At 72.8% G+C, this 19,971-nt stretch carries 20 protein-coding genes; 11 read left to right on the forward strand and 9 right to left on the reverse strand.

Going from position 1 to position 19,971, the window contains the following annotated elements; translation table 11 throughout:
- The first annotated feature begins 14 nt into the window (after positions 1–14).
- Positions 15–812, forward strand: coding sequence for a pentapeptide repeat-containing protein (locus ACIBHY_RS25130; RefSeq protein WP_397258467.1), 798 nt, complete (start codon positions 15–17; stop codon positions 810–812).
- Here ACIBHY_RS25130 and ACIBHY_RS25135 read toward each other — a convergent pair.
- Positions 809–2,047: an RNA polymerase sigma factor gene (locus tag ACIBHY_RS25135; protein ID WP_397307843.1), complete on the reverse strand. Its 1,239-nt coding sequence runs from the start codon at positions 2,045–2,047 to the stop codon at positions 809–811. The genes ACIBHY_RS25130 and ACIBHY_RS25135 overlap by 4 nt on opposite strands.
- Positions 2,047–2,466, reverse strand: coding sequence for a YciI family protein (locus tag ACIBHY_RS25140; RefSeq protein ID WP_397251306.1), 420 nt, complete (start codon positions 2,464–2,466; stop codon positions 2,047–2,049). The genes ACIBHY_RS25135 and ACIBHY_RS25140 overlap by 1 nt, the downstream gene beginning before the upstream one ends.
- Positions 2,467–2,645: 179 nt before the next feature.
- On the opposite strand from ACIBHY_RS25140, the gene ACIBHY_RS25145 reads away from it, so the two are divergent.
- The gene (locus tag ACIBHY_RS25145) at positions 2,646–3,752 is read left to right on the forward strand and encodes an MFS transporter (protein WP_397307844.1); all 1,107 of its coding nucleotides are present in this window, start codon (positions 2,646–2,648) and stop codon (positions 3,750–3,752) included.
- 59 nt (positions 3,753–3,811) lie between these two features.
- Here ACIBHY_RS25145 and ACIBHY_RS25150 read toward each other — a convergent pair whose 3' ends face one another.
- Both ACIBHY_RS25150 and ACIBHY_RS25155 read right to left on the reverse strand, forming a co-directional pair.
- On the reverse strand, positions 3,812–4,189 hold the full coding sequence (locus tag ACIBHY_RS25150) for a hypothetical protein (protein WP_397307845.1): 378 nt from the start codon (positions 4,187–4,189) through the stop codon (positions 3,812–3,814).
- A gap of 316 nt (positions 4,190–4,505) precedes the next feature.
- On the reverse strand, positions 4,506–5,168 hold the full coding sequence (locus ACIBHY_RS25155) for a response regulator (RefSeq protein WP_397307846.1): 663 nt from the start codon (positions 5,166–5,168) through the stop codon (positions 4,506–4,508).
- Between the two features lie 122 nt (positions 5,169–5,290).
- Between ACIBHY_RS25155 and ACIBHY_RS25160 the strand changes: the two genes are divergently transcribed.
- On the forward strand, positions 5,291–6,466 hold the full coding sequence (locus ACIBHY_RS25160) for a sensor histidine kinase (RefSeq protein ID WP_397307847.1): 1,176 nt from the start codon (positions 5,291–5,293) through the stop codon (positions 6,464–6,466).
- Between the two features lie 2 nt (positions 6,467–6,468).
- Here the strand turns inward: ACIBHY_RS25160 and ACIBHY_RS25165 are convergent, their stop codons facing one another.
- Positions 6,469–7,467, reverse strand: coding sequence for a LacI family DNA-binding transcriptional regulator (locus ACIBHY_RS25165; RefSeq protein ID WP_397251295.1), 999 nt, complete (start codon positions 7,465–7,467; stop codon positions 6,469–6,471).
- A gap of 134 nt (positions 7,468–7,601) precedes the next feature.
- Between ACIBHY_RS25165 and ACIBHY_RS25170 the strand changes: the two genes are divergently transcribed.
- From ACIBHY_RS25170 to ACIBHY_RS25190, 5 genes are read left to right on the forward strand one after another with little or no spacing between them, the layout of a single operon-like run.
- Complete coding sequence (locus tag ACIBHY_RS25170) at positions 7,602–9,341, forward strand: glycoside hydrolase family 13 protein (RefSeq protein WP_397307848.1); 1,740 nt, start codon at positions 7,602–7,604, stop codon at positions 9,339–9,341.
- Positions 9,338–10,657: an alpha/beta hydrolase gene (locus ACIBHY_RS25175; protein WP_397307850.1), complete on the forward strand. Its 1,320-nt coding sequence runs from the start codon at positions 9,338–9,340 to the stop codon at positions 10,655–10,657. The genes ACIBHY_RS25170 and ACIBHY_RS25175 overlap by 4 nt, the downstream gene beginning before the upstream one ends.
- A 9-nt stretch (positions 10,658–10,666) precedes the next feature.
- Positions 10,667–11,857, forward strand: a complete 1,191-nt coding sequence (locus tag ACIBHY_RS25180) for an extracellular solute-binding protein (RefSeq protein WP_397307851.1) — start codon at positions 10,667–10,669, stop codon at positions 11,855–11,857.
- Positions 11,857–13,236, forward strand: coding sequence for an ABC transporter permease subunit (locus ACIBHY_RS25185; RefSeq protein ID WP_397251287.1), 1,380 nt, complete (start codon positions 11,857–11,859; stop codon positions 13,234–13,236). Before ACIBHY_RS25180 ends, ACIBHY_RS25185 begins: the two co-directional genes overlap by 1 nt.
- On the forward strand, positions 13,233–14,066 hold the full coding sequence (locus tag ACIBHY_RS25190; RefSeq protein WP_397251285.1) for a sugar ABC transporter permease: 834 nt from the start codon (positions 13,233–13,235) through the stop codon (positions 14,064–14,066). The genes ACIBHY_RS25185 and ACIBHY_RS25190 overlap by 4 nt, the downstream gene beginning before the upstream one ends.
- A gap of 242 nt (positions 14,067–14,308) precedes the next feature.
- Here ACIBHY_RS25190 and ACIBHY_RS25195 read toward each other — a convergent pair whose 3' ends face one another.
- Together ACIBHY_RS25195 and ACIBHY_RS25200 are read right to left on the reverse strand one after the other, a co-directional pair.
- Positions 14,309–14,719: an ATP-binding protein gene (locus ACIBHY_RS25195; RefSeq protein WP_397251283.1), complete on the reverse strand. Its 411-nt coding sequence runs from the start codon at positions 14,717–14,719 to the stop codon at positions 14,309–14,311.
- Between the two features lie 265 nt (positions 14,720–14,984).
- Positions 14,985–15,335 carry a MerR family transcriptional regulator gene (locus ACIBHY_RS25200; RefSeq protein ID WP_397251281.1) on the reverse strand — a complete coding sequence of 117 codons (351 nt, stop codon included), beginning with the start codon at positions 15,333–15,335 and terminating at the stop codon, positions 14,985–14,987.
- 59 nt (positions 15,336–15,394) lie between these two features.
- On the opposite strand from ACIBHY_RS25200, the gene ACIBHY_RS25205 reads away from it, so the two are divergent.
- Together ACIBHY_RS25205 and lexA are read left to right on the forward strand one after the other, a co-directional pair.
- Positions 15,395–16,330, forward strand: coding sequence for an NAD(P)-dependent oxidoreductase (locus ACIBHY_RS25205; protein WP_397307852.1), 936 nt, complete (start codon positions 15,395–15,397; stop codon positions 16,328–16,330).
- A gap of 44 nt (positions 16,331–16,374) precedes the next feature.
- On the forward strand, positions 16,375–16,983 hold the full coding sequence (lexA, locus tag ACIBHY_RS25210) for a transcriptional repressor LexA (protein WP_397251323.1): 609 nt from the start codon (positions 16,375–16,377) through the stop codon (positions 16,981–16,983).
- A gap of 1 nt (position 16,984) precedes the next feature.
- Here the strand turns inward: lexA and add are convergent, their stop codons facing one another.
- Both add and ACIBHY_RS25220 read right to left on the reverse strand, forming a co-directional pair.
- Positions 16,985–17,920 carry an adenosine deaminase gene (add, locus tag ACIBHY_RS25215; RefSeq protein WP_397307853.1) on the reverse strand — a complete coding sequence of 312 codons (936 nt, stop codon included), beginning with the start codon at positions 17,918–17,920 and terminating at the stop codon, positions 16,985–16,987.
- Positions 17,917–18,849, reverse strand: a complete 933-nt coding sequence (locus tag ACIBHY_RS25220) for a nucleoside hydrolase (protein WP_397307854.1) — start codon at positions 18,847–18,849, stop codon at positions 17,917–17,919. Before ACIBHY_RS25220 ends, add begins: the two co-directional genes overlap by 4 nt.
- A 69-nt stretch (positions 18,850–18,918) precedes the next feature.
- On the opposite strand from ACIBHY_RS25220, the gene ACIBHY_RS25225 reads away from it, so the two are divergent.
- Positions 18,919–19,899 (forward strand): LacI family DNA-binding transcriptional regulator, encoded by a 981-nt coding sequence (locus tag ACIBHY_RS25225; RefSeq protein WP_397307855.1) that lies wholly within the window; start codon positions 18,919–18,921, stop codon positions 19,897–19,899.
- The last annotated feature ends 72 nt before the right edge of the window (positions 19,900–19,971 follow it).

Here is a 19,971-nt window from a genome sequence, read left to right on the forward strand (position 1 = left end):
ATCCTCGTGGCATCATGCTCGACGACTCTCTGCGCGCCGATTGCGCCAACTGTTTCGGCCTGTGCTGCGTGGCCCTGCCGTTCGCCCGCTCGGCGGACTTCGCCATCGACAAGGAGGCCGGCCGGCCCTGCCCGAACCTGGGCGGGGATTTCGGCTGCGGCATCCACGCGCGGCTGCGGCAGAAGGGCTTCACCGGCTGCACGGTCTACGACTGCTTCGGCGCCGGGCAGAAGGTCGCGCAGGTCACCTTTGGCGGGGTCGACTGGCGGCAGGAGTCGGCCGGGCAGATGTTCGCCGTCTTCCCGGTGATGCGCCAGCTCCACGAGCTGCTGTGGTACCTCGCCGAGTCGCTCGGCCACCCCGCCGCCGAGCCGGTGCACGAGGAGCTGCGCAAGGCGCTCGACCACGTCGACGGCCTCACCCGGCGGCGGCCGGAGCACCTGCTGGAGCTGGACGTGACACAGGTGCGCGGCGAGGTCAACACGCTGCTGCTGCGCGTCAGCGAGCTCGTGCGCGCCGGGAGCGGGGGCAAGCGGAAGAACCGCCGCGGCGCCGACCTCATGGGCGCCAAGCTCAGGGGCGCCGACCTGCGCGGGGCCGACCTGCGCGGCGCCTACCTCATCGGCGCCGACCTGCGGGGCGCCGACCTGCGCCAGGCCGACCTCATCGGCGCGGACCTGCGGGGCGCCGACGTCAGGGGCGCGCGGCTGGCCGGCAGCCTGTTCCTGACCCAGTTCCAGGTCAACGCCGCCGCCGGTGACGCCGCGACCACGCTGTCCGGCGCGCTGATCCGGCCCGATCACTGGGGTTAGCCGGTCAGGCGGGCGGCCCTGCCGTACAGGTAACGCCGTTCCTGAAGGCTGGTGGTGCGGGCGGCGGCGAGCTCGTAACCGGCCCGCGCGGCCTCGCGCTCGCCCGCCATCTCCAGCAGATGCGCCCGTACGGCGTGCAGCCGATGATGGCCCGAGACGCGCGGATCGGCGCCCAGCTCCTCCAGCAGGTCGAGACCCGCGCGCGGGCCCCGGCACATGGCGACGGCGACGGCGTGGTTGAGCGCGGCCATCGGGTTGCCGGACAGCTCCATCAGCACCCCGTACAGGGCGGCGATCTGCGGCCAGTCGGTCTCGCGCTCGCTCGGCGCCTCGTCGTGGAGCGCGGCGATCGCCGCCTGCACCTGGTACGGCCCCGCCGGCCCCTTGGGCAGCGCCCCGCTGACCAGCGCCACCCCCTCCTCGATGAAGTCCCTGCGCCACAGCGTCCGGTCCTGCTCGGCCAGCGGCACCAGTTCGCCGCCGGGCCCGTCGCGCGCGGGCGTCCTGGCGTCGGTCAGCAGCATCAGCGCCAGCAGCCCGGCCACCTCGCCGTCGCCGGGCAGCAGCCGGTGCACGATCCTGGCCAGCCGGATGGCCTCTGCCACCAGGTCGGCTCTGACCAGGTTCGGCCCCGACGTGCTCGCGTACCCCTCGGTGAAGATCAGGTAGAGCACGCGTAGGACCGCGGCCAGCCGTTCGTCGCGCTCGGCCGCGGCGGGCAGCCGGAAGGGCAGGCCGCTGGCCTTGACGCGCTGCTTGGCGCGGGTGATGCGCCGGCCCATCACCGGCTCCGGGACGAAGAACGCGCGGGCGATCTCCCGTGTGGTCAGGCCGCCGACCGTGCGCAGGGTGAGCGCGACCTGGAGGTTCGGCGCGAGAGCCGGGTGGCAGCACAGGAACAGCAGGATCAGCGTGTCGTCGCCGTCGGCGGTCCGCCGGTCGGCCGCGGGGGACTGCCAGTCCTCGGGCAGCGCCTGGGTGGCGACCTCGTCCTCGCGCCGCTGCCTGGCCTGCTCGCTGCGCAACAGGTCGGTCAGCCGCCGCGAGGCGACGGTGATCAGCCAGGCGCGCGGGTTGTCCGGCTGCCCCTCCCGCGGCCACTGTTGCGCGGCCGCGATGAGGGCCTCCTGGACGGCGTCCTCGGCCAGGTCGAAGTGGCCGTAGCGGCGCACGAGCGCGCCGAGGACCCGCGGCGCCAGCTCGCGCAGCAGGTCCTCGGCCGGGATGCCCGCCACTAGGCCAGGTGGTCGTCGGCGCCGTCGACGATCGGGCGGATGTCGGCGTACGCCCTGGCGCGCGCGTCACCCGGCGCCGGGCAGTCGGCCAGCCGGGCGGCGAGCTCGGTGGCCCGGTCGAAGCTCGCGCACTCGACGATGGTGTAGCCGGCCAGCACCTCGGTGGTCTCGGCGTAGGGCCCGTCGGTGACGAACGGCACGCCGTCCTTGTTGCCGACCCGCCGGGTGTGGGCAGGGGCGGCCAGGCCGCGCGCGTCGACGAACTCGCCGGACTCGACGAGCTCCTGGTTCCAGGCCCCCATGAACGCGGTCATCGCGGCGAAGTCCTCGGCGCTCCATCCGGGGTTGCCCTCGCTGCCCTTGCCGGCCAGGGCGTCGAAGTCCTGCTGGGACGCGTAGAGCATGATCATGTACTTCATGGTTTTCCCTCTTTCGTGACCGGCGCCGCCGCGGCGCCTCTCACCCGGGACGTCGGAGCCAAGCGGCCCGCTCCGACACATCCTGGCCGATCGCGCGAATATTTCTGTACCGTGGTGACATGAGTTGGCGACATTGACCTGAACCGAGGCTCTACGCCTACACCTTCACCGCGGAGTTCGTGCTCTTCTACCCGGTCTACGCGGTGTACTTCACCCAGACCGGCCTGTCGGCCGCCGAGGTCTCCTCGCTGTTCGCGATCTGGTCGGTGGCCGGGTTCCTGCTGGAGATTCCCTCCAGCGTGTGGGCCGACCGGTTCTCGCGCCGGCGCCTGCTGGTACTCGCGCCGCTGGTGACCTCGGCCGGGTTCGCGCTCTGGACGTTCGTGCCGTCGTACTGGGCGTTCGCCGCCGGGTTCGTGCTGTGGGGCGCGGGGGCGGCCATGCAGTCGGGCACGTTGCAGGCGCTGGTCTACGAGGAGCTCGGCCGCCTCGGCCGGGCCGGTGACTACGCGCGGCTGATCGGGCGCTCCGAGGCGCTCGCCTCGGTCGCCGCCGTCGCGGCCAGCCTGCTGGCCGCGCCCGTCCTCGCCGCCGGCGGCTATCCGGCGGTGGGCCTGGCCAGCGTCGCGGTCGGCCTGCTGGGCGCCCTCACCGGTGGCCTGCTGCCCGAGTCGCGCCCGCCCGCCGCCGAGCGAGCCGAGGAGTCCTCCCTGTCCGTCCTGCGCACCGGCCTTTCCGAGGTACGGCGGGCGCCGGCCGTCGGCCGGGTGCTGGTGGTCCTGGCGGTGGTGACCGGGCTGACCTCGGTCGATGAGTACCTGCCGCTCCTGGCCACCGCCGGCGGGGCCACGACGCCGGTGATCCCGTTGCTGGTCGGGCTGGTGATCGCGGGCATCGCGGCGGGCGGCTGGCTGGCCGGGTACGGCGCCCGGCTGCTGCCCCTGGTCCTGGCGGCCGGGGCCCTGGCACTCGGCGGCGGCGCGGCCCTGAGCGGGACCGTGGGGACCGGTGGCTCCGCGGCCGGGCTCTGGGCGGGGTTCGTGGCGATCGCGGCGGCGTTCGCGGCCTTCTCCTGGGCTGTCGCGGTGCTGGACGCGCGCCTGCAGGACACGATCGGCGACGAGGCGCGGGCGACCGTGACCTCGATGGCCGGGCTGGGATCGGAGGTGGCGGCGCTCGGGGTGTTCGCGTTCTACGGGCTCGGATCGGGGTGGGCGCCGCCGTGGGTGCTGGTCTCACTGCCGGCGGTGCCGTACCTGGCGATGGCGGTGGTGAGCCGCCGGTGAAACGGGTGCCGGGCGGCGGCGATCACGGAGGTCGCCGCCGCCGGCGGGGTCCTGGCGGACTAGCAGGAGCGGGAGAGCGCGCAGTAGATGGGCCGCTTGAGCTTCTTGATGATCTTCTTGTAGACGTACGGGACGTCGTTCTCGAAGATGTCGGAGTAGGTCTTCCAGCCGCCGCGCGCGCCCTGCTCCAGCTTCTTCCACACCCACAGGCCGCCGGCGCGTACCAGGGCCTCGCAGGCCAGGCGCATCTTCCAGCCCTTGGCCCGGCTGCAGGCGCCCAGGGCGGCCAGTTCCGCCGAGCTCCCGGACATGACGGCGGCGGCCGAGACGGGCACCGGCCGCGCGGCGGCCGAGGCCGCGTGCGCGGTGGCCGGTGCGCCGATGCTCAGGACGGCCGCGGTCAGGAAGGCCGCCGCCAGCTTCTTGGTGTGTGTCATGTTGCGCCCCTTCGTGCTCGTTCGGAGATCGATGGCAGGAAGGTAGGGCGCGGCGGGTTGAAGAATTGTTGAGCGCGTGTTGAGCTCGCCCGGCCTGCCGCGGACGGTTGACCCGCGTACCGCCGAAGTCGCAGGGAGAAGTTCGATCTTCCGCGGTATGGGCGGGGAAGCGGCGTCCTCGTAGCCTCGTGTGCGTCTGGATCGCCGCGGCGGGCCTCAGCACCGGAGACCGTCCGCGGCCACGACGTGACGCGCGCGCTCGGCGGCCCGCACGGGGGCGGGGCCGGCTGCTTCGGTCACGGCGGCGGCGCGCCCGTCACTGACGCCGGGGCGCCACCAGGCCGCACTCGTAGGCGAAGGCGACCGCCTGGGCGCGGCTGGACAGCCCCAGCTTGGCCATCGCCCGGTTGAGATGGGTCTTGACGGTGGCCTCGCTCACGATCAGCCGGGCGGCGATCTCGCCGTTGGACAGGGCGCGGCCCACGAGCGTGAGCACCTCGGTCTCGCGGCCGGTGAGCGGGGCCAGGTCCGGGATGGGCCCGGCGGCGTCGGGCTCGGGCTGGAAGGTCTCGATGAGGCGCTGGATGAGACCGGGAGAAAGGAGGCTGTCGCCGGCGGCCACGGTGCGGATGGCGGCCAGCAGGCGCTCCGGCTGCGTCTCCTTCAGCAGGAAGCCGCACGCTCCGGCGCGCAGCGCCTGGTAGACGTACTCGTCGATGTCGAAGGTGGTCAGGATGAGGACTTGGGGCGGCGGCTGCTCGGCGGTGGCCAGGATCTGCCGGGTCGCGCTGATGCCGTCCGAGACGGGCATCCGGATGTCCATGAGGATGACGTCGGGCCGGGTGGAGACGGCCAGGGCCACGGCTTCCTCGCCGTCGCTCGCCTCGCCGACGACCTCCAGGCCGGGAGCGGCGCGGATGAGGGCGGCCAGCCCGGCGCGGATCAGGACCTGATCGTCGGCGACCAGCACCTTGATCATAAACGTCACCAGCCAGTCGTCCACCGCGGGGCCTACGTGGGTCTACCAGCAAACCATGATCTTCCAGCAAAGCGTGACATGTCAGCACAGTGCGATCAAGCCGAACGGTGACGATGCGATCCATGCCCCCGCCCGCGGCCCTCGTCGCCTTCGCCAGGAAACGCCCCACGCTCGTCGACGGCCTGCTCGGCATGACGCTGACCTGGGGATCCTGGGTGTGGCCGGTGCTCGCCCCGCATCCGCTCGACCGCCGTCCCGACGCGCTCGCGCTGCTGCTCTGCGCCCTGGTCAACCTTCCGCTGACCTGGCGCAGGCGGTGCCCGGCGCCGGTGCTGGTGGTCTCCTGCGCCGCCGCGTTCGCCTACCATGCCCTGGGCTTCCACTACGGGGCGAACTCGATGGGCCCGCTGCTCGCGCTGTACTCCGTCGTCGTCCACCACTCCCGGCGGGCCGCCCTGCCCGCGGGCGCGCTCGTGCTGACCGAGTGGATCTACGCCAACGCGCTGCCGGGACAGGCGTGGGCGGCCGCCTGGTACTCCACCATCGTCATCGGCTGGACCGTCGCGTTCGCGTTCGGCATGCGCACGCTCAAGGTGCGCAACGCCCAGCTCGCCGACCTGGCCGACCAGTTGCGCAGGGAGAAGGCGGTGGCGGCCAGGCAGGCGGTCACCGAGGAACGGGTGCGCATCGCGCGGGAACTTCACGACGTCGTCGCCCACCACATGTCGGTGGTCTCCGTTCAGGCCGGGCTCGGCCACTACGTCATCCGGTCGGACCCGGCCACGGCCGAGGACACGCTGCGCACCATCGCCGAGACCAGCGGCGAGGCGCTGGCCGAGATGCGCCGCCTGCTGTCGGTGCTGCGCATCGAGGTGGACGACGGCACCGCCGAGCCGTACAGCGCGGCGCCGAGTCTTGACCACCTCGACGGCCTGGTGCAACGCGTGCGGGCGGCCGGTGTCGAGACGGAGGTGACGTCGGGCGGTGAGCGGCGGGCGCTCTCCTCGGGCATGAGCCTGTGCGTGTATCGCATCATCCAGGAGGCGCTCACCAACGTCATCAAGCACGCGCCGGGGGCGCGGGCCGAGGTGTCGCTGCTGTACTCCGGCGACACGCTGAGCGTGAGCGTGCGCAACGACGGCAGCCCCGGCGCCCCGCCGCCGGGACCGGACGGGCACGGGCTGATCGGGATGACCGAGCGGGTGAAGCTGTACCACGGCTCGCTGAGCGCCGGACCCCTGCTGACCGGCGGCTTCGTGGTCCGCGCCACCTTTCCGCTGAGTGCGGGGGAGGGGTGAGGTCAGGCGGGCGGGCCCGTGGAGCCGCGTGCCACGAGGGCGGGCGGGAAGACATGGTCGACGTGCGGGGTGTGGTAGCCCTGCAGGCGTTCCCACAGCGCGGTGGCCACGGCACCGGCCATCTGCTCCACCGGCTGGCGGACGGTGGTGAGCGGCGGGTTGCTGTGCGCGGCGAGGTAGGTGTCGTCGTAGCCGACCACCGACAGGTCGCCGGGCACCGACAGCCCCGCCTGCCGGGCGGCGGCCAGGACGCCGAGCGCCATGAGGTCGCTGCCGGCGATGACCGCCGTGACGCCCGCCTCGATGAGGCGCAGGCCCGCGGCGTGCCCGCCGGTCAGCGAGTAGTCGGTCTCGGCGTAGAGGGCGTCGTCCACGGAGCCGAACCAGCGGCGCATCTCCCTGCCGTAGCCGCGCAGGCGGTTCTGGGAGGGGCGCAGGTAGCCTTGGCCGCCCGCGAGGCCGATGCGGGTGTGACCGAGCGCGCGCAGGTGGGCGACGGCCATCGCGGCCCCTGCCGCCTCGTCGGTGGTGACGGTCGAGACGGGCAGGTCGGGAACGTGCCCGCCGACCAGCACCATCGGCAGCTGCTGCTGGTGCAGCTGCCAGTAGAAGCCGTGGTCGGCCGAGGGGTTCGCGTGCCGCCCCGAGACCAGGACGAGCCCCTGGATGCGCTGTCTGACCAGGGAGGCGATGTAGTCGAGCTCGGTCGGCCCCTGCTTGGTCGAGCTGCCGATCAGCGCGGTGACGCCGTGCCCGCCGAGCTTGGTCTCGATGGCTCCGGCCAGCAACGGGAAGACGGGGTTGTCCAGCTCCGGCACGATGATGCCGACGAACGGCTGCGACACCGGCGCGGGCGCGACCATCCCCTGCTCGCGCATAGCCTGCAGCACCCGGGCGCGGGTCTCCTCCGCGACCCCGGGACGGTCGTTGAGCACGCGGCTGACCGTCGCCGCGCTGACGCCGACGCGCTTGGCGATCGTGCGAACCGACAGTCGTGCCACGGGAACTCCAGAAACCGTTGAAACATGTTGCGCGACGTTGCCGCACCTGAGGGAGGCTGCTTAGGCTCCTGACCATCAAAGCAGGTAAAGGGAGCGTTAACAGCATGGTCCAGTCGGAAACACTTTGCAACACAGTGGCACATCACGACGGTTCGCCGCTGTATGTCTCCGACCCCTCGCCCGGACTGGGCGACCGGGTCGAGGTGTTCGCCCGCACGGCCGGCACGCTGGGAACCCGGCGCGTCTTCGTCCGCAGCGCGCCCGACGGCGAGCCGGCGTTCACCGAGGCGATGGCCGACCGCGTCACCCCGGAGGAGACCTGGTGGCGGGCCACGCTGCGGGTGGTCAACCCCGAGTGCGGCTACCGCTTCCTGCTGCACACCGACTCGGGACCGCTGTGGCTGAGCGCCGCCGGTCTCTCGCGCACCGAGGTCACCGACGCCGCCGACTTCACCCTCACCGCCCACCCGCCGCCGCCCGCCTGGGCCGCCGACGCGGTGATCTACCAGATCTTCCCCGACCGGTTCGCCCGTTCCGAGCGGCCGCGCGGCCCCCTCCCGTCGTGGGCGCGCCCCGCCGCATGGGACGACCCCATCCCGTACGGCAGGCCGCACGCCCTCCAGCAGATCTACGGCGGCGACCTGTGGGGCGTGGCCGAGCGCCTCGACCACATCGAGACCCTGGGCGCGAACCTCGTCTACCTCACCCCGTTCTTCCCCGCCCGCTCCAACCACCGCTACGACGCCAGCACCTTCGACCACGTCGACCCGCTGCTGGGCGGCGACGAGGCGCTGAGGTCGCTCACCGCCCAGGCCCACGCCCGCGGCATGCGGGTCATCGGCGACATCACGCTCAACCACTCCGGCGACGCCCACGACTGGTTCGTGAAGGCCAGGAACGACCACGCCAGCCGGGAACGGGACTTCTACTACTTCGACGGCGACGACTACGCCACCTTCGCCGGGGTGAAGACCCTGCCCAAGTTCGACCACCGCTCGCCGGAGCTGCGCCGCCGCCTGGACGCCGTGATCGCCCGCTATCCCGAGGAGTACGGCCTGGACGGCTGGCGCGTCGACGTCGCCCAGTCGGCCGGACGCCACGGCGCGGTCGAGCTGAACGCCCAGGTCGCGACCGCCACCAGGGCGGCGCTCGGCGAGGACAGGCTGCTGCTGGCGGAGAACCAGTTCGACGCCGCGTCCGCGCTGCGCGGCGACGGCTGGCACGGGACCATGGCCTACGCGGGCTTCGCCCGGCCGGTGTGGTCGTGGCTGGCGAGGGAACGTTCCACCGAGTTCTGGGGCACACCGGGCCCCATCCCGGCCTACGGCGGCCATGACCTGGCGGCCGTGATGCGCGCGTACGCCGCCCGCATCCCCTGGCGCTCCCACGCGCACAACCTCACGCTGCTCGACTCGCACGACACCGCGCGCTTCCGCTCGATCGCCGGCCGCGACCACCAGCACCTGGGCGCCGCCCTGCTGTTCACGCTGCCCGGACTGCCCATGGTCTTCGCCGGCGACGAGGTCGGAGTCGAGGGCGTGCATCTGGAGGACGGCCGCCGCCCCTTCCCCTGGGACCCGGCCGCCCAGGACCACGGCACCCACCGCCTCTACCGCGAGCTGATCGCGCTGCGCCGCGGCCGGGAGGCGCTGCGCCGCGGCGGGCTGCGCTGGCTGCGCGCCGAGCGGGACGTGGTGCTCTTCGAGCGGGCGGCGCCGGGGGAGACGCTGCTGATCCAGGTCAGCAGGAACGCCCACCCCCCGATGCCCGCGCCCACCGCGCTCGCCGGCCTGCTCGGCGCCCCCGACCTCGCACCGGGCGAGCCCATGCCCGCCGACGGGCCCGCCTTCCACATCTGGGAGACCGCACGATGATCGAAACCCTGACCGGCGTACGCTCGCGGGCGCTGGGCAACTCCCGCGACGTCTTCGTCTACCTGCCGCCCGGCCACGACCCGGCGGCGGGGCCGTACCCCGTGGTGATCCTGCAGGACGGGCAGCACGTGTTCGCCGGAGCGGGCCTGAGCCCGAGCTGGCGGGTGGACGAGACGCTCGACGACCTGATCGGGCGCGGGCTGCTGCCGCCGCTCGTCGCCGTCGGCGTCTCCAACGCCGGTGACCAGCGCGGCAACGAGTACTCGCACGTGGCGCCCTACCCGCGCGACCCGGACGGCGTGTGCAAGGGCGAGCTGTACGAGGAGTTCCTGATCGGGGAACTGCTGCCGGTGCTGCGCGAGCGCTACGCGGTCACCGCCGACCCGGCCGCCACCGCCGTCATGGGCTCGTCGATGGGCGGGCTGGTCAGCTACCACCTGGCCTTCCGGCGGCCGGAGGTGTTCGGCCTGACCGCGGCGCTCTCGCCGTTCCTCGTCTTCGTGGACCCGCGCACGCTCGAAGAGACCCCCGTCTACCGGCGCTTCGAGGCCCGCGGCCCGCGCCGGGTCTGGCTGGACATCGGCGGCATGGAGGGCCTGATCATGGTCAGGCCGGTCCGCGAGCTCGCGGAGCACCTGCTCGACCTCGGGTACACGCCCGACGAGGAGCTGCGCTACCTGCACGAGCCGTCCGCGCCGCACCACGAGGACGCCTGGGCGGCGCGCGCCGGCAGCGCGCTCCTGCATCTCTTCGGTACGGCGGGCCCGCCCGTCCTGCTGTCGGGCACCGGCGGCGAGACCGCCACCGGCCAGGATCTCGACGTCGCGCCCGTCGCCGAACGCGCCGACGGCTGCGTGTACTCGGCCCTCGGCGCGCAGGTGACCTGGCAGCCGGCAGGACCGCTCAAGAGCGTCGGCCACGCCCTGCTCGAAGGCGTCGAACCCGGCGCCGCGCAGGTCGTCGCCCGCACCGGCGAGCTGGAGGTGAGCGAACGGGTCACGGTCGTCGACGGCGCCCCCGACGCGCTGCTCGACGTCACGGTCGTGGTCCCGCTCGGCACCCCTGACGACTCGCCCGTCTACTTCTCCGGCCTGGTCACCACCAAGGTCGCGCCCGGCGTCCACCACGGCGTCTGGCGGCTGCCGCGCGGCGTCGGCCTGAACGGCACCGTCGGGCGCGGCTGGCGCCGCGACGGCCTCGACACCGACGGCTTCCCCATCCGAACCCCCCTGAGGCACGACGCGGACCGGCGCGTGTGGGTACGCGTCGCGAGCTGGAGCGATCCGGCCCAGAACGACCCGCACGCCGGATCCTGAGGAGCGACCATGCGCAAGCTCACCGCACTCGCGGCCACCACTCTGCTCGTGGCGGGCTGCGCCGCCGAGAAGACCGCGGCCCCGCCCCCCGCCACGCTCACCGTCTGGGCCGACGACAGCCGGGCCGCGCCGTTGCGGCAGATCGCCGCGGCGTTCGAGAAGGACCGCGGCGTCCAGGTCAAGATCGTGCAGAAGGCCATGGGCAACCTGCGCGACGACTTCGTCTCCCAGGCGCCCTCCGGCCAGGGCCCCGACGTCATCGTCGGCCCGCACGACTGGCTGGGCAAGCTGGTGCAGAACGGCGTCGTCGCGCCGCTTGACCTGTCGGCCAAGGCGGCGCTGTTCTCCGAGGCGGCCATGCGGGCGATGACCTACGACGGGCAGACGTACGGCCTGCCGTACGCGATCGAGAGCGTGGCCGTGCTGCGCAACACCAAGCTCGTCCCTGCCGCGCCCGCCACCTTCGACGAACTGGTGGCGCGCGGGAAGAGCCTGGTGAAGGCGGGCAAGAGCACGTACCCGGTCGGGCTGCCCGTCGACCCCAAGGCGGGCTCGCCCTTCCACCTGTACGCGCTGCAGACCTCCTTCGGCTCTCAGGTCTTCGGCCCGGACGGCAAGCTGGAGATCGACAACCCGGGCGGGCTGAAGTTCGCGGCCTACCTGAAGCGGCTGGCCGCGGACAAGGCCGTCTCGACCTCGCTGACCGGCGACATCGCGACCAACGCCTTCGTCAAGGGCGAGACGCCGTTCCTGGTCACCGGTCCGTGGGACGCGCCCGCGCTGGCCAAGGCGGGCGTGCCGTTCGCGGTGGACCCGGTGCCCCCCGCGGGCGGGGAGAAGGCGCGGCCGTTCGCCGGCGTGCAGGGCTTCTTCGTCAGTGCCAAGAGCGCCAGTCCGATCCTGGCCAACGACTTCCTCGTCAACTACCTGGCCACGCCGCAGGCGCAGAAGGCGCTGCACGCGGCGGGCGGGCGGCCTCCGGCGATGACCTCGGTGCGCGAGGAACTGGCCGCTGACCCGGTCCTGGCCGGGTTCGCCGCGGCCGCCGCCGACGGCGTGCCGACGCCGAACGTGCCCCAGATGGACGCCGTCTGGGCCGACTGGGGACTGTCCCAGCTCGCGATCATCACCGGCCGTGGCGAGCCCGCCGAGCTGACCAGGAAGGCCGCGGAGCGCATCCGCGCGAAGATCGGATCCTGATGCGCGCGCTTCGCTTTCTGCCGCTCGCCGTCGCCGACGCGCTGGCCGTCTACGGACTGGTGGCGCTCGGCGGGCAGCGCTCGTGGTGGATGTTCGCGCTGCTGCTGGCCGGGACGGTGGCCGTCAACGCGGTCTACCTGAGCAAGCGGGCGGTCCCCGCCAAGTACCTGGCGCCGGGGGTCGTGCTGCTGCTGATCTACCAGGTGTACGTGGTGCTCTACACCGGCTACGCCGCCTTCACCAACTACGGCGACGGCCACAACGCCACCAAGGCCGACGCGGTCGCGGCGATCCTGGCCGCCAGCGAGGTCAAGACCGGCGAGAGCCGGCCGATCCGGGTGGCGGAGAAGGACGGCGAGCTGGGCTTTGGGAGCGGGCCGGGGTGGCGGGCGCTGCCGTACGCGGAGATCGTGGCCAGGCAGGCGGAGATCGTCAAGCTGCGGGTCCCGGCCGAGGGCGGCGTCCTGAAGACCGCGGACGGGGTGACGGCCGCGCTCTACCGGCCCACCTTGACCTACTCCGGCGGCGCTTTCACCGACCGGGCGGGAACCGTCTACCGCGACGACGGACGCGGCGCCTTCACCTCGGCCGCAGGGCGCTCGCTGAGTCCCGGCTGGAAGGTCTTCGTCGGCACCGAGAACTTCACCGGCGTGCTCACCAACGCCGAGATCCGCGGGCCGTTCCTGGGCGTGCTGGTCTGGACGTTCGTGTTCGCCGCGCTGTCGGTCGCGCTGAGCTTCGGCTTCGGGCTGGTGCTCGCGCTGATCCTGGACGGCTACCGCGTCTACCGCTCGCTGCTGGTCTTCCCCTACGCGTTCCCCGCGTTCATGGCGGCGCTGCTGTGGCAGGGGCTGCTCAACACCGACCACGGGTTCGTCAACGAGGTGCTGCTGGGCGGCGCCACCGTGCCGTGGCTGTCCGATCCCTGGCTGGCCAGGCTGAGCGTGCTGGCGGTCAACGTGTGGATCGGGTTCCCGTACATGTTCCTGATCTGCACCGGGGCGCTGCAGGCGGTGCCACGCCAGCTCGCCGAGGCGGCCCAGGTCGACGGGGCGGGTCCGTGGCGGGTCCTGGCGTCGGTACGGCTGCCGCTCCTGCTGGCCTCGACGGCGCCCGCGCTGGTGGCCACGTTCGCATTCAACTTCAACAACTTCAACGTCATCTACATGCTCACCGGCGGCGGCCCCCGCGACACCGGGGCGCCGATCGACGTGGGCTCGACGGACCTGCTGATCTCGCTGGTGTACAAGCTGGCCTTCGGCGGGACCTCACGCAACTACGGCCTGGCCTGCGCGGTCTCGATCCTGATCTTCGCGGTGATCGCGGCGGTGTCGCTGGCCGGATTCCGGCGGGCCAGGCGGCTGGAGGCTGCCGCATGAGGGTCTGGAGGCACCTGGTCGGCGTGCTGGCCTCGGTGGTCGCGTTGTTCCCGCTGGTGTTCGTCCTGGCCGCCTCGCTCAACCCGAGCGGGACGCTGACCGGCTCGAACGACTTGTTCGCCGAGGTGACCTGGCGGCACTACGCGACGCTGTTCACCGACGCGCTGCACCCGTTTCCCCGCTGGTTCGTGAACTCGCTGGTGATCGGGGTCTCGACGGCGGCCGGGTCGGTGTTCATGGGCGCCTGCGCCGCGTACGCCTTCTCGAGGTTCCGCTTCCGCGGCCGTGAGAGCGGCCTGGTCGGCCTGGTCTTCATCCAGATGTTCCCCCAGGTGCTGGCCTACGTCGCGATCTTTCTGCTTCTGTCGGCCTTCAAGGAGGTGTTTCCCCCGCTGGGGCTGGGCAGCACGCTGGGCCTGATCATGGTCTACCTGGGCGGCGCGCTCGGCGTGAACACCTACCTCATGAAGGGTTTCTTCGACTCCATCCCGCGCGAGCTCGACGAGTCGGCCCAGATGGACGGCGCCTCGCACGCCCAGGTCTTCTTCCTGATCCTGCTGCCGCTCGTGCGGCCCATCCTGGTCGTCGTGGCGCTGTTCTCCTTCGTGGCCACGATGAACGACTTCGTCATCGCCGGCCTCGTCCTGACCGACCCCGATCAGCAGACGCTCGCCGTCGGCCTGTACCAGCTCGTCTCCTACCAGCTCGGGCAGAGCTGGGGCGTCTTCGCCGCCGGCGCCCTCATCGGGGCGCTGCCGGTGCTGATCCTCTTCCAGTTCCTCCAGCGCTACATCGTCGGCGGCCTGACCAGCGGCGCCGTCAAGGCCTGACCAGCCGCCTCCACGGCCCGCCCCGGCTCACGCATGCTGCGCCGCCGGCGCGAGGTGTCCCCGGCTCGCTCGCCGTGTCCGGCTCGTGAGGGCGGCGCGGCCGGGGCACCCAGGTCCTTCCCGTCCTGAAGGCCGCGGGACGCCGACGGGTCCGGTGTCAGTAGGGGAGCTTGCGCCCGGAAGGGGTGCGCAGATCCTGGTCCTGGCGCGGCGGGCGCGGACGCGGCCGGGGCAGCACGATCTTACGCATCGTGCTCTCCGGACACGGGCAGCTCGAACCACACGGCCTTTCCCTCGCCGGTGCGGACGAAGCCCCAGCAGCAGGCGAGCGCGTCCAGGAGGTAGAGCCCTCGGTGGCCCTCGGCGTGGACGGCCGGCTCGTGCCATGCGGGCGGCTGCGCGCTGGTGTCCTCGACCTCGCAGCGCATCAGGCCGTCGATGAGCCAGACGGTGAGTGTCACCGGGCCGGGGGCGTACCGCAGAGCGTTGGTCACCAGCTCGCTGACCAGCAGCACGCCGATGTCGGTGTCGTGGAAGCCCCAGCTGTTGAGGTAGCCGGCCGTGTGGCGACGCGCCTCGGCGGCCGAGCGGAAGTGGGGCGGCAGAGACCACGACGCGATCGTGGACTCCTCGGGCGTCGTCAGCGTTTCCATGCCGGACACCTGACGCTCGCAAGGCTCGGCCGGGCGGGTGGAGGGCAGTGCTGGCACATGGCACTTCCTAATGGTCTTGGTGCTTCCGCACCTACGGCACGGGATACGTCACCGGACTTGGGGAGGCATCGGTGCTCATCTCGACAGAGTAAGAACCGGACATACCGCCACCATGTGCATGATGCACACCGAAACCATTTTGATCAGTGCATTGTGTCGATATCTGCCCTAACCTGGCCCTTTTCCCGGAACGTGCCTGACGCCCTCATGGGGTGGCGGCGATGATGCCGTTCAGCATGGCGCGGGCGGACTGGAGCTCGTCGATGGCGCCGGTGATGCGGTCGCGCTCCTCGGCCAGGACGTCGACCAGTTCCGGGCAGCCGGGGGCGAGGATCTCGCCGCTGTCGACCATGCAGGGCAGCACCTCGGCGATGACGGCGGTGCCGAGCCCGGCGGACAGCAGCGTCCTGATGCGGGCGACGGCGCGCACGTCGGTGTCGGCGTACTCGCGATAGCCGCTGGAGCGCCGGTGGGGGCGCAGCAGGCCCTGCTCCTCGTAGTAGCGCAGGGCGCGGATGCTGACCCCGGTGCGGCGGGCCAGTTCTCCGATGCGCATGTGACCTCCGTCACCAACCTTTGACTCTCACGTGGACGTGAGGGTTTAGCTTAGCCGTCATGACTGATCATCTTGAAACCGGACATGACAGGGCCAACGTGGCGATCCTCGGACTCGGGCCCATGGGACGGGTGCTGGCCGAGGTCTACCTGAACCGTGGGCACCCCACGACCGTATGGAACCGCACCGCCGCCAAGGCCGAGCCGCTCGTGGCCCGCGGCGCCCGGCTCGCGGCGAGCGTGGAGGAGGCGGTGGCCGCGGCCGACGTCACGATCGTCTGCCTGAACGACTACGCGTCCACGGCGCGGATTCTCGGGCCGGTGGGGGACGGACTGCGGGGCCGTACCGTGGTGAATCTGACGTCGGGGACGCCGTCGGAGGCGCGCGAGATGGCGGCGTGGGCCGGTGAGCGTGGCGCGCGTTACCTCGACGGCGCGATCATGGTGCCGCCGACGCTGGTCGGCGAGCCCGGCTCCGTGTTCCTCTACAGCGGCCCGCGCGAGGTCTTCGACGAGCACCGGGCCACGCTGGCCGGCGTGGGCGACCCCCGCTACCTCGGCGCGGGCGTCGAGCTGGCGGTGCTCTACAACACGGGCCTGCTGGAGATGATGTACGCCACCATGAACGGCTGGCTGCACGCCTCGGCGCTGATCGACGCGGCGGGTCTCCCGGTCGGGGACTTCGCCGAGCTGGCGTTCGGCTGGTTCGTGCCGATGATGTTCGGCCCGTCCACGGCCGGGCAGGCGGCCGCGCTGGCGGAGGGCAGCTACCCCGGCGACTTCGGCACGCTGGAGATGAACATCAACGCCCTGGAGCACATCACCCGCACGAGCGCCGAGCAGGGTGTCCCGGCCGAGCAGCCGCGGCTGATGCTGGAGCTCGCCGAGCGGGCCGTCGCGCAGGGCCGCGGCGGGCAGAACTACCTCGCGGTATACGAGGTCTTCAAGAAACGCGCGGCAGACGCCGGCCATCCGGCCTCTAGCATGTCCAGGTGACCTCCTACGACGACGACGCGTTCGCGTACCTGGACTTCTCCGGCCTGCCGCAGCGTCAGCAGCGGATCCTGGCCACGATCCGGGACTGGGCGATCCGGCACGGCTACCCGCCGAGCGCCCGCGAGATCGGCCAGGCGGTCGGGCTCCGGTCGTCGTCGTCGGTGTCGAAGCACCTGAAGAGCCTGGAGGACAAGGGTTTCCTGCGCCGGAGCGACTCGATGACCCGGCCCGTCGACCTGCGGCCGTTCCTGCCGGGCGCGGCGCCGCAGCGGGACACGGGCCTGGTGAGCGTGCCCGTGGTCGGCGACATCGCCGCGGGCACGCCCATCCCGGCCGACGAGCACGTGGACGACACGCTGACCCTGCCCCGCGACCTCACCGGGCGGGGCACCGTGTTCGGCCTGCGCGTCCGGGGCGACTCGATGATCGACGCCGCGATCTGCGACGGCGACCTCGTCGTGGTACGTCAGCAGGCCGAGGCCCACACGGGCCAGATCGTCGCCGCGATGATCGACGGCGAGGCCACCGTCAAGGTGTTCAGGAGGCGGGGCGGGCACGTCTACCTCGAACCCCGCAACCCCGCCTACGACGTCATCGACGGCGACGGCGCCGCGGTGCTGGGCATCGTGGTGAGCGTCCTGCGCAGCGTCTGACTCACCCGCCGTCGAAGGCGGCGGCGCGGGCGTGGTCCTGGGCCAGGTTTTCCTGCCGTTCGTCCCATCCGGCCGTCTCGCGCAGGCGGGCGAACTCGAGGCCCAGGCTGGTGTCCGAGGTGGTGCGGGCGTCCGTGCTGATCGTCACGGCGAGGCCCGCCGCCAGCAGCCGCGTCGCCGGGTGCCCGGCGAGGCTGGGGGCGGCGCCGGTCTGCACGTTGCTGGTCGGGCACATCTCCAGCGCGATGTGGTCGGCGCGGAGCCGTTCGAGCAGCGCGCCGTCCTCGGCGCACCGCACGCCGTGCCCGATCCGGCGGGCGCCGAGCACCTCGATGGCCTCCCACACACTGGCCGGACCGGCGGCCTCGCCGGCGTGGACCGTGCACGGCAGATCCGCCCGGTGGGCGAGGTCGAAGGCGGCCTTGTGCGGCGCGGCCGGGTACAGGCGCTCGTCGCCGGCCAGGTCGAGGCCACTGACCACCTCGCGCCGCCGGACCGCCGTCTCGGCCACGGCCATGCTCTCCTCCGGGCTCTGGTGCCGCAGGCAGCACAGCAGCAGGCCGGTGCGCACGCCCGTCGTCGCGCGGCCTTCCGCCAGGCCCTCGGCCACGGCGGTGACCGCCTCGTCCAGCGTCATGCCCTGGCGGCCGTGCAGTTGCGGAGCGAACCTGGCCTCGCCGTGGACCACGCCGTCGGCGCGCCAGTCCTCGACCAGCTCGCGGGCCGCGCGGCGCAGGGCGTCCGGGCTCTGCAGGACCTGGAGCGGCAGGTCGAAGTAGGTGAGGTAGCGACTCAGGCTGCCGCAGCCGGCGGGCGCCACGACCAGGTCCCGCACGGGGCGGTCCAGGGCGAGGCCCTGCCGGCGGGCCAGGTCGGCGACCGTGGCGGGACGCAGCGAGCCGTCCAGGTGACAGTGGAGCTCGTGGCGGCTGTTCACGGGCGGGCCTCCCGGGCGCAGGCGTCGAAGAGCATGTGCTTGAAGCCCCGCTCGTCGACACGGCGTACCAGCGTGAGGTTGGGTGGGGGAGCGGTGCGGCGGCGGTCGATGATGAGCTGGCCGCGGGTCTCGTCGCCGAGGGCGACGTCGGCGTGTACGGTCTCCCGCTCCAGGACCAGGTCGGGGCGCAGGGCGACGGCCATGGCGATGGGGTCGGGCAGGTCGTAGCCGGCCAGCCCGGTGACGTCGCGGGCCCAGTCGGCCACGGTCCTGTTGATGCGATGGGCGAACAAGGCCAGCGGGGTGCCGAGCTCTTCCAGGCGGCGCTGGTCGGCGGGGGTCATGACGGCGTCCCGGCGGGAGACGTCCCAGCCGATCCAGGTCACGGTCTCGGGCGTGGCCTGCTGAAGAACCACGCGGGCGGCCTCGGGGTCGGCCCAGACGTTGAACTCCGCGGTGGGGGAGATGTTGCCGCGCAGGTCGGCGGCGCCGGCCATGCAGTACACGTGGCGAAATCGGGACAGCAGCGCCCGGTCGCGCAGCAGCGCGGCGGCGAGGTTGGTGAGCGGGCCCAGCGTGACGAGCGTCAGCTCGCCGGGACGGCGGCGGGGCGCCGACAGCAGGACGTCCACCGCGTGGTCCGGTTCGGGGCCGCGCACGGGGTCCGGCAGGTCGTGGCCGCCCATGCCGTCGTGTCCGTGCACGTGCTGGGCGGTGGACACGGGGCGGACGAGCGGACGTTCGCACCCGGCGTGGACGGGCACGTCGGCGCGCCCGGCCAGCCGCAGGGTGACCAGCGCGTTGCGCGTGCCCGTGGCGAGCGGCACGTTGCCGGCCACCGTGGTGACGGCGCGGACCTCGCCGGGCGCGGCGAGCGCGAGCAGCAGCGCCACGGCGTCGTCGGAACCGGTGTCGGTGTCGATGATCATGCGCACCTCGGAATCTAATCGTTTAGACTGGCGAAATCTAAACGATTAGCTGCGAGACTGTAAACCGCCATGAACAAGCCGATCACCCTGGCCGACGTAGCCCGCCGCGCCGGCACCTCCACCGCCGTGGTCAGCTACGTGATCAACGACGGTCCCCGCCCCGTGGCCGCCGCCACCCGCGAACGGGTGCTGGCCGCGGCCGCCGAGCTCGGCTACCGCCCCAACCGCATCGCCCGCGCGCTGCGCTCACGCACCACCGGCGTGGTCGGCCTGATCCTGGCCGACGCGCTCAACCCCTACTTCGGCGCCCTGGCGGAACACGTCGAACGGGCGCTCACCGAGCACGACCGCCTCATGCTCATCGGCAACGCCGGCTACTCCGCCGAACGCCAGCGCCATCTCGTCGAGCGTTTCCTGGCCGCCCAGGTCGACGCCCTGGTGATCGTCTCGGCCGACGCCGCGGACGACGTCGCCCGGCACGCGGCGCGGGCCGGGGTGCCGGCCGTCTACCTGCACAACGGCCCGGCTGCCGACAGCGCGCCCCTGGTCGCCGCCGACAACGAGCACGCGGTGCGCGAGGCGGTCGCCCACCTGCGCGCGCACGGGCACCACGACCCCGCCTTCCTCGCCGGGCCCCACGACACCGGCCCGGTCGGACTCCGCCGGCGGACCTGGCAGGATGGCGCCGCGCCCGGCGCCGTCCCGCTGCGCTCCGCCTATTCCCGGGCCGACGCCGACGCCCTGACCCGCCACCTGATCGCCGCCGGAACCATGCCCCGGGCGCTGATCACGGCGACCGACGAGCAGGCCGTCGGCGTGCTGTCCGGCGCCTGTGCCGCGGGCCTGGCCGTACCGGACGACCTGGCGGTGATCAGCCTGGACGGCACCTCCGACAGCGCCCACACCGCCCCCGCCCTGACCGTCACCCGGCAGCCCCTCGCCGCCATGGCCGGACAGGCGGTCGCCCTCCTGTTCGACCGCGCGGCCCCGGCGCCCGCCTCGCGAGCCACCCTCCTCGCGCGCCGCAGCTGCGGCTGCGACCGGCGATAGACCGGCCGGGGACACGGAACGCGACCGGCGACGGTGACGGCGTGGTTAACGCGTAACCAGTGTGTTACGCTT

This window comes from Nonomuraea sp. NPDC050547, assembly GCF_044457345.1.
Taxonomy (GTDB): Bacteria; Actinomycetota; Actinomycetes; order Streptosporangiales; family Streptosporangiaceae; genus Nonomuraea.

Coding starts and splice junctions, on each gene's coding strand:
- ACIBHY_RS25130 (WP_397258467.1), top strand. CDS start 15: ATGCTCGACGACTCTCTGCGCGCCGATTGCGCCAACTGTTTCGGCCTG.
- ACIBHY_RS25140 (WP_397251306.1), bottom strand. CDS start 2,466: ATGAAGTACATGATCATGCTCTACGCGTCCCAGCAGGACTTCGACGCC.
- ACIBHY_RS25150 (WP_397307845.1), bottom strand. CDS start 4,189: ATGACACACACCAAGAAGCTGGCGGCGGCCTTCCTGACCGCGGCCGTC.
- ACIBHY_RS25155 (WP_397307846.1), bottom strand. CDS start 5,168: ATGATCAAGGTGCTGGTCGCCGACGATCAGGTCCTGATCCGCGCCGGG.
- ACIBHY_RS25160 (WP_397307847.1), top strand. CDS start 5,291: ATGCCCCCGCCCGCGGCCCTCGTCGCCTTCGCCAGGAAACGCCCCACG.
- ACIBHY_RS25175 (WP_397307850.1), top strand. CDS start 9,338: ATGATCGAAACCCTGACCGGCGTACGCTCGCGGGCGCTGGGCAACTCC.
- ACIBHY_RS25180 (WP_397307851.1), top strand. CDS start 10,667: ATGCGCAAGCTCACCGCACTCGCGGCCACCACTCTGCTCGTGGCGGGC.
- ACIBHY_RS25185 (WP_397251287.1), top strand. CDS start 11,857: ATGCGCGCGCTTCGCTTTCTGCCGCTCGCCGTCGCCGACGCGCTGGCC.
- ACIBHY_RS25190 (WP_397251285.1), top strand. CDS start 13,233: ATGAGGGTCTGGAGGCACCTGGTCGGCGTGCTGGCCTCGGTGGTCGCG.
- ACIBHY_RS25195 (WP_397251283.1), bottom strand. CDS start 14,719: ATGGAAACGCTGACGACGCCCGAGGAGTCCACGATCGCGTCGTGGTCT.
- ACIBHY_RS25200 (WP_397251281.1), bottom strand. CDS start 15,335: ATGCGCATCGGAGAACTGGCCCGCCGCACCGGGGTCAGCATCCGCGCC.
- ACIBHY_RS25205 (WP_397307852.1), top strand. CDS start 15,395: ATGACTGATCATCTTGAAACCGGACATGACAGGGCCAACGTGGCGATC.
- ACIBHY_RS25220 (WP_397307854.1), bottom strand. CDS start 18,849: ATGATCATCGACACCGACACCGGTTCCGACGACGCCGTGGCGCTGCTG.
- ACIBHY_RS25225 (WP_397307855.1), top strand. CDS start 18,919: ATGAACAAGCCGATCACCCTGGCCGACGTAGCCCGCCGCGCCGGCACC.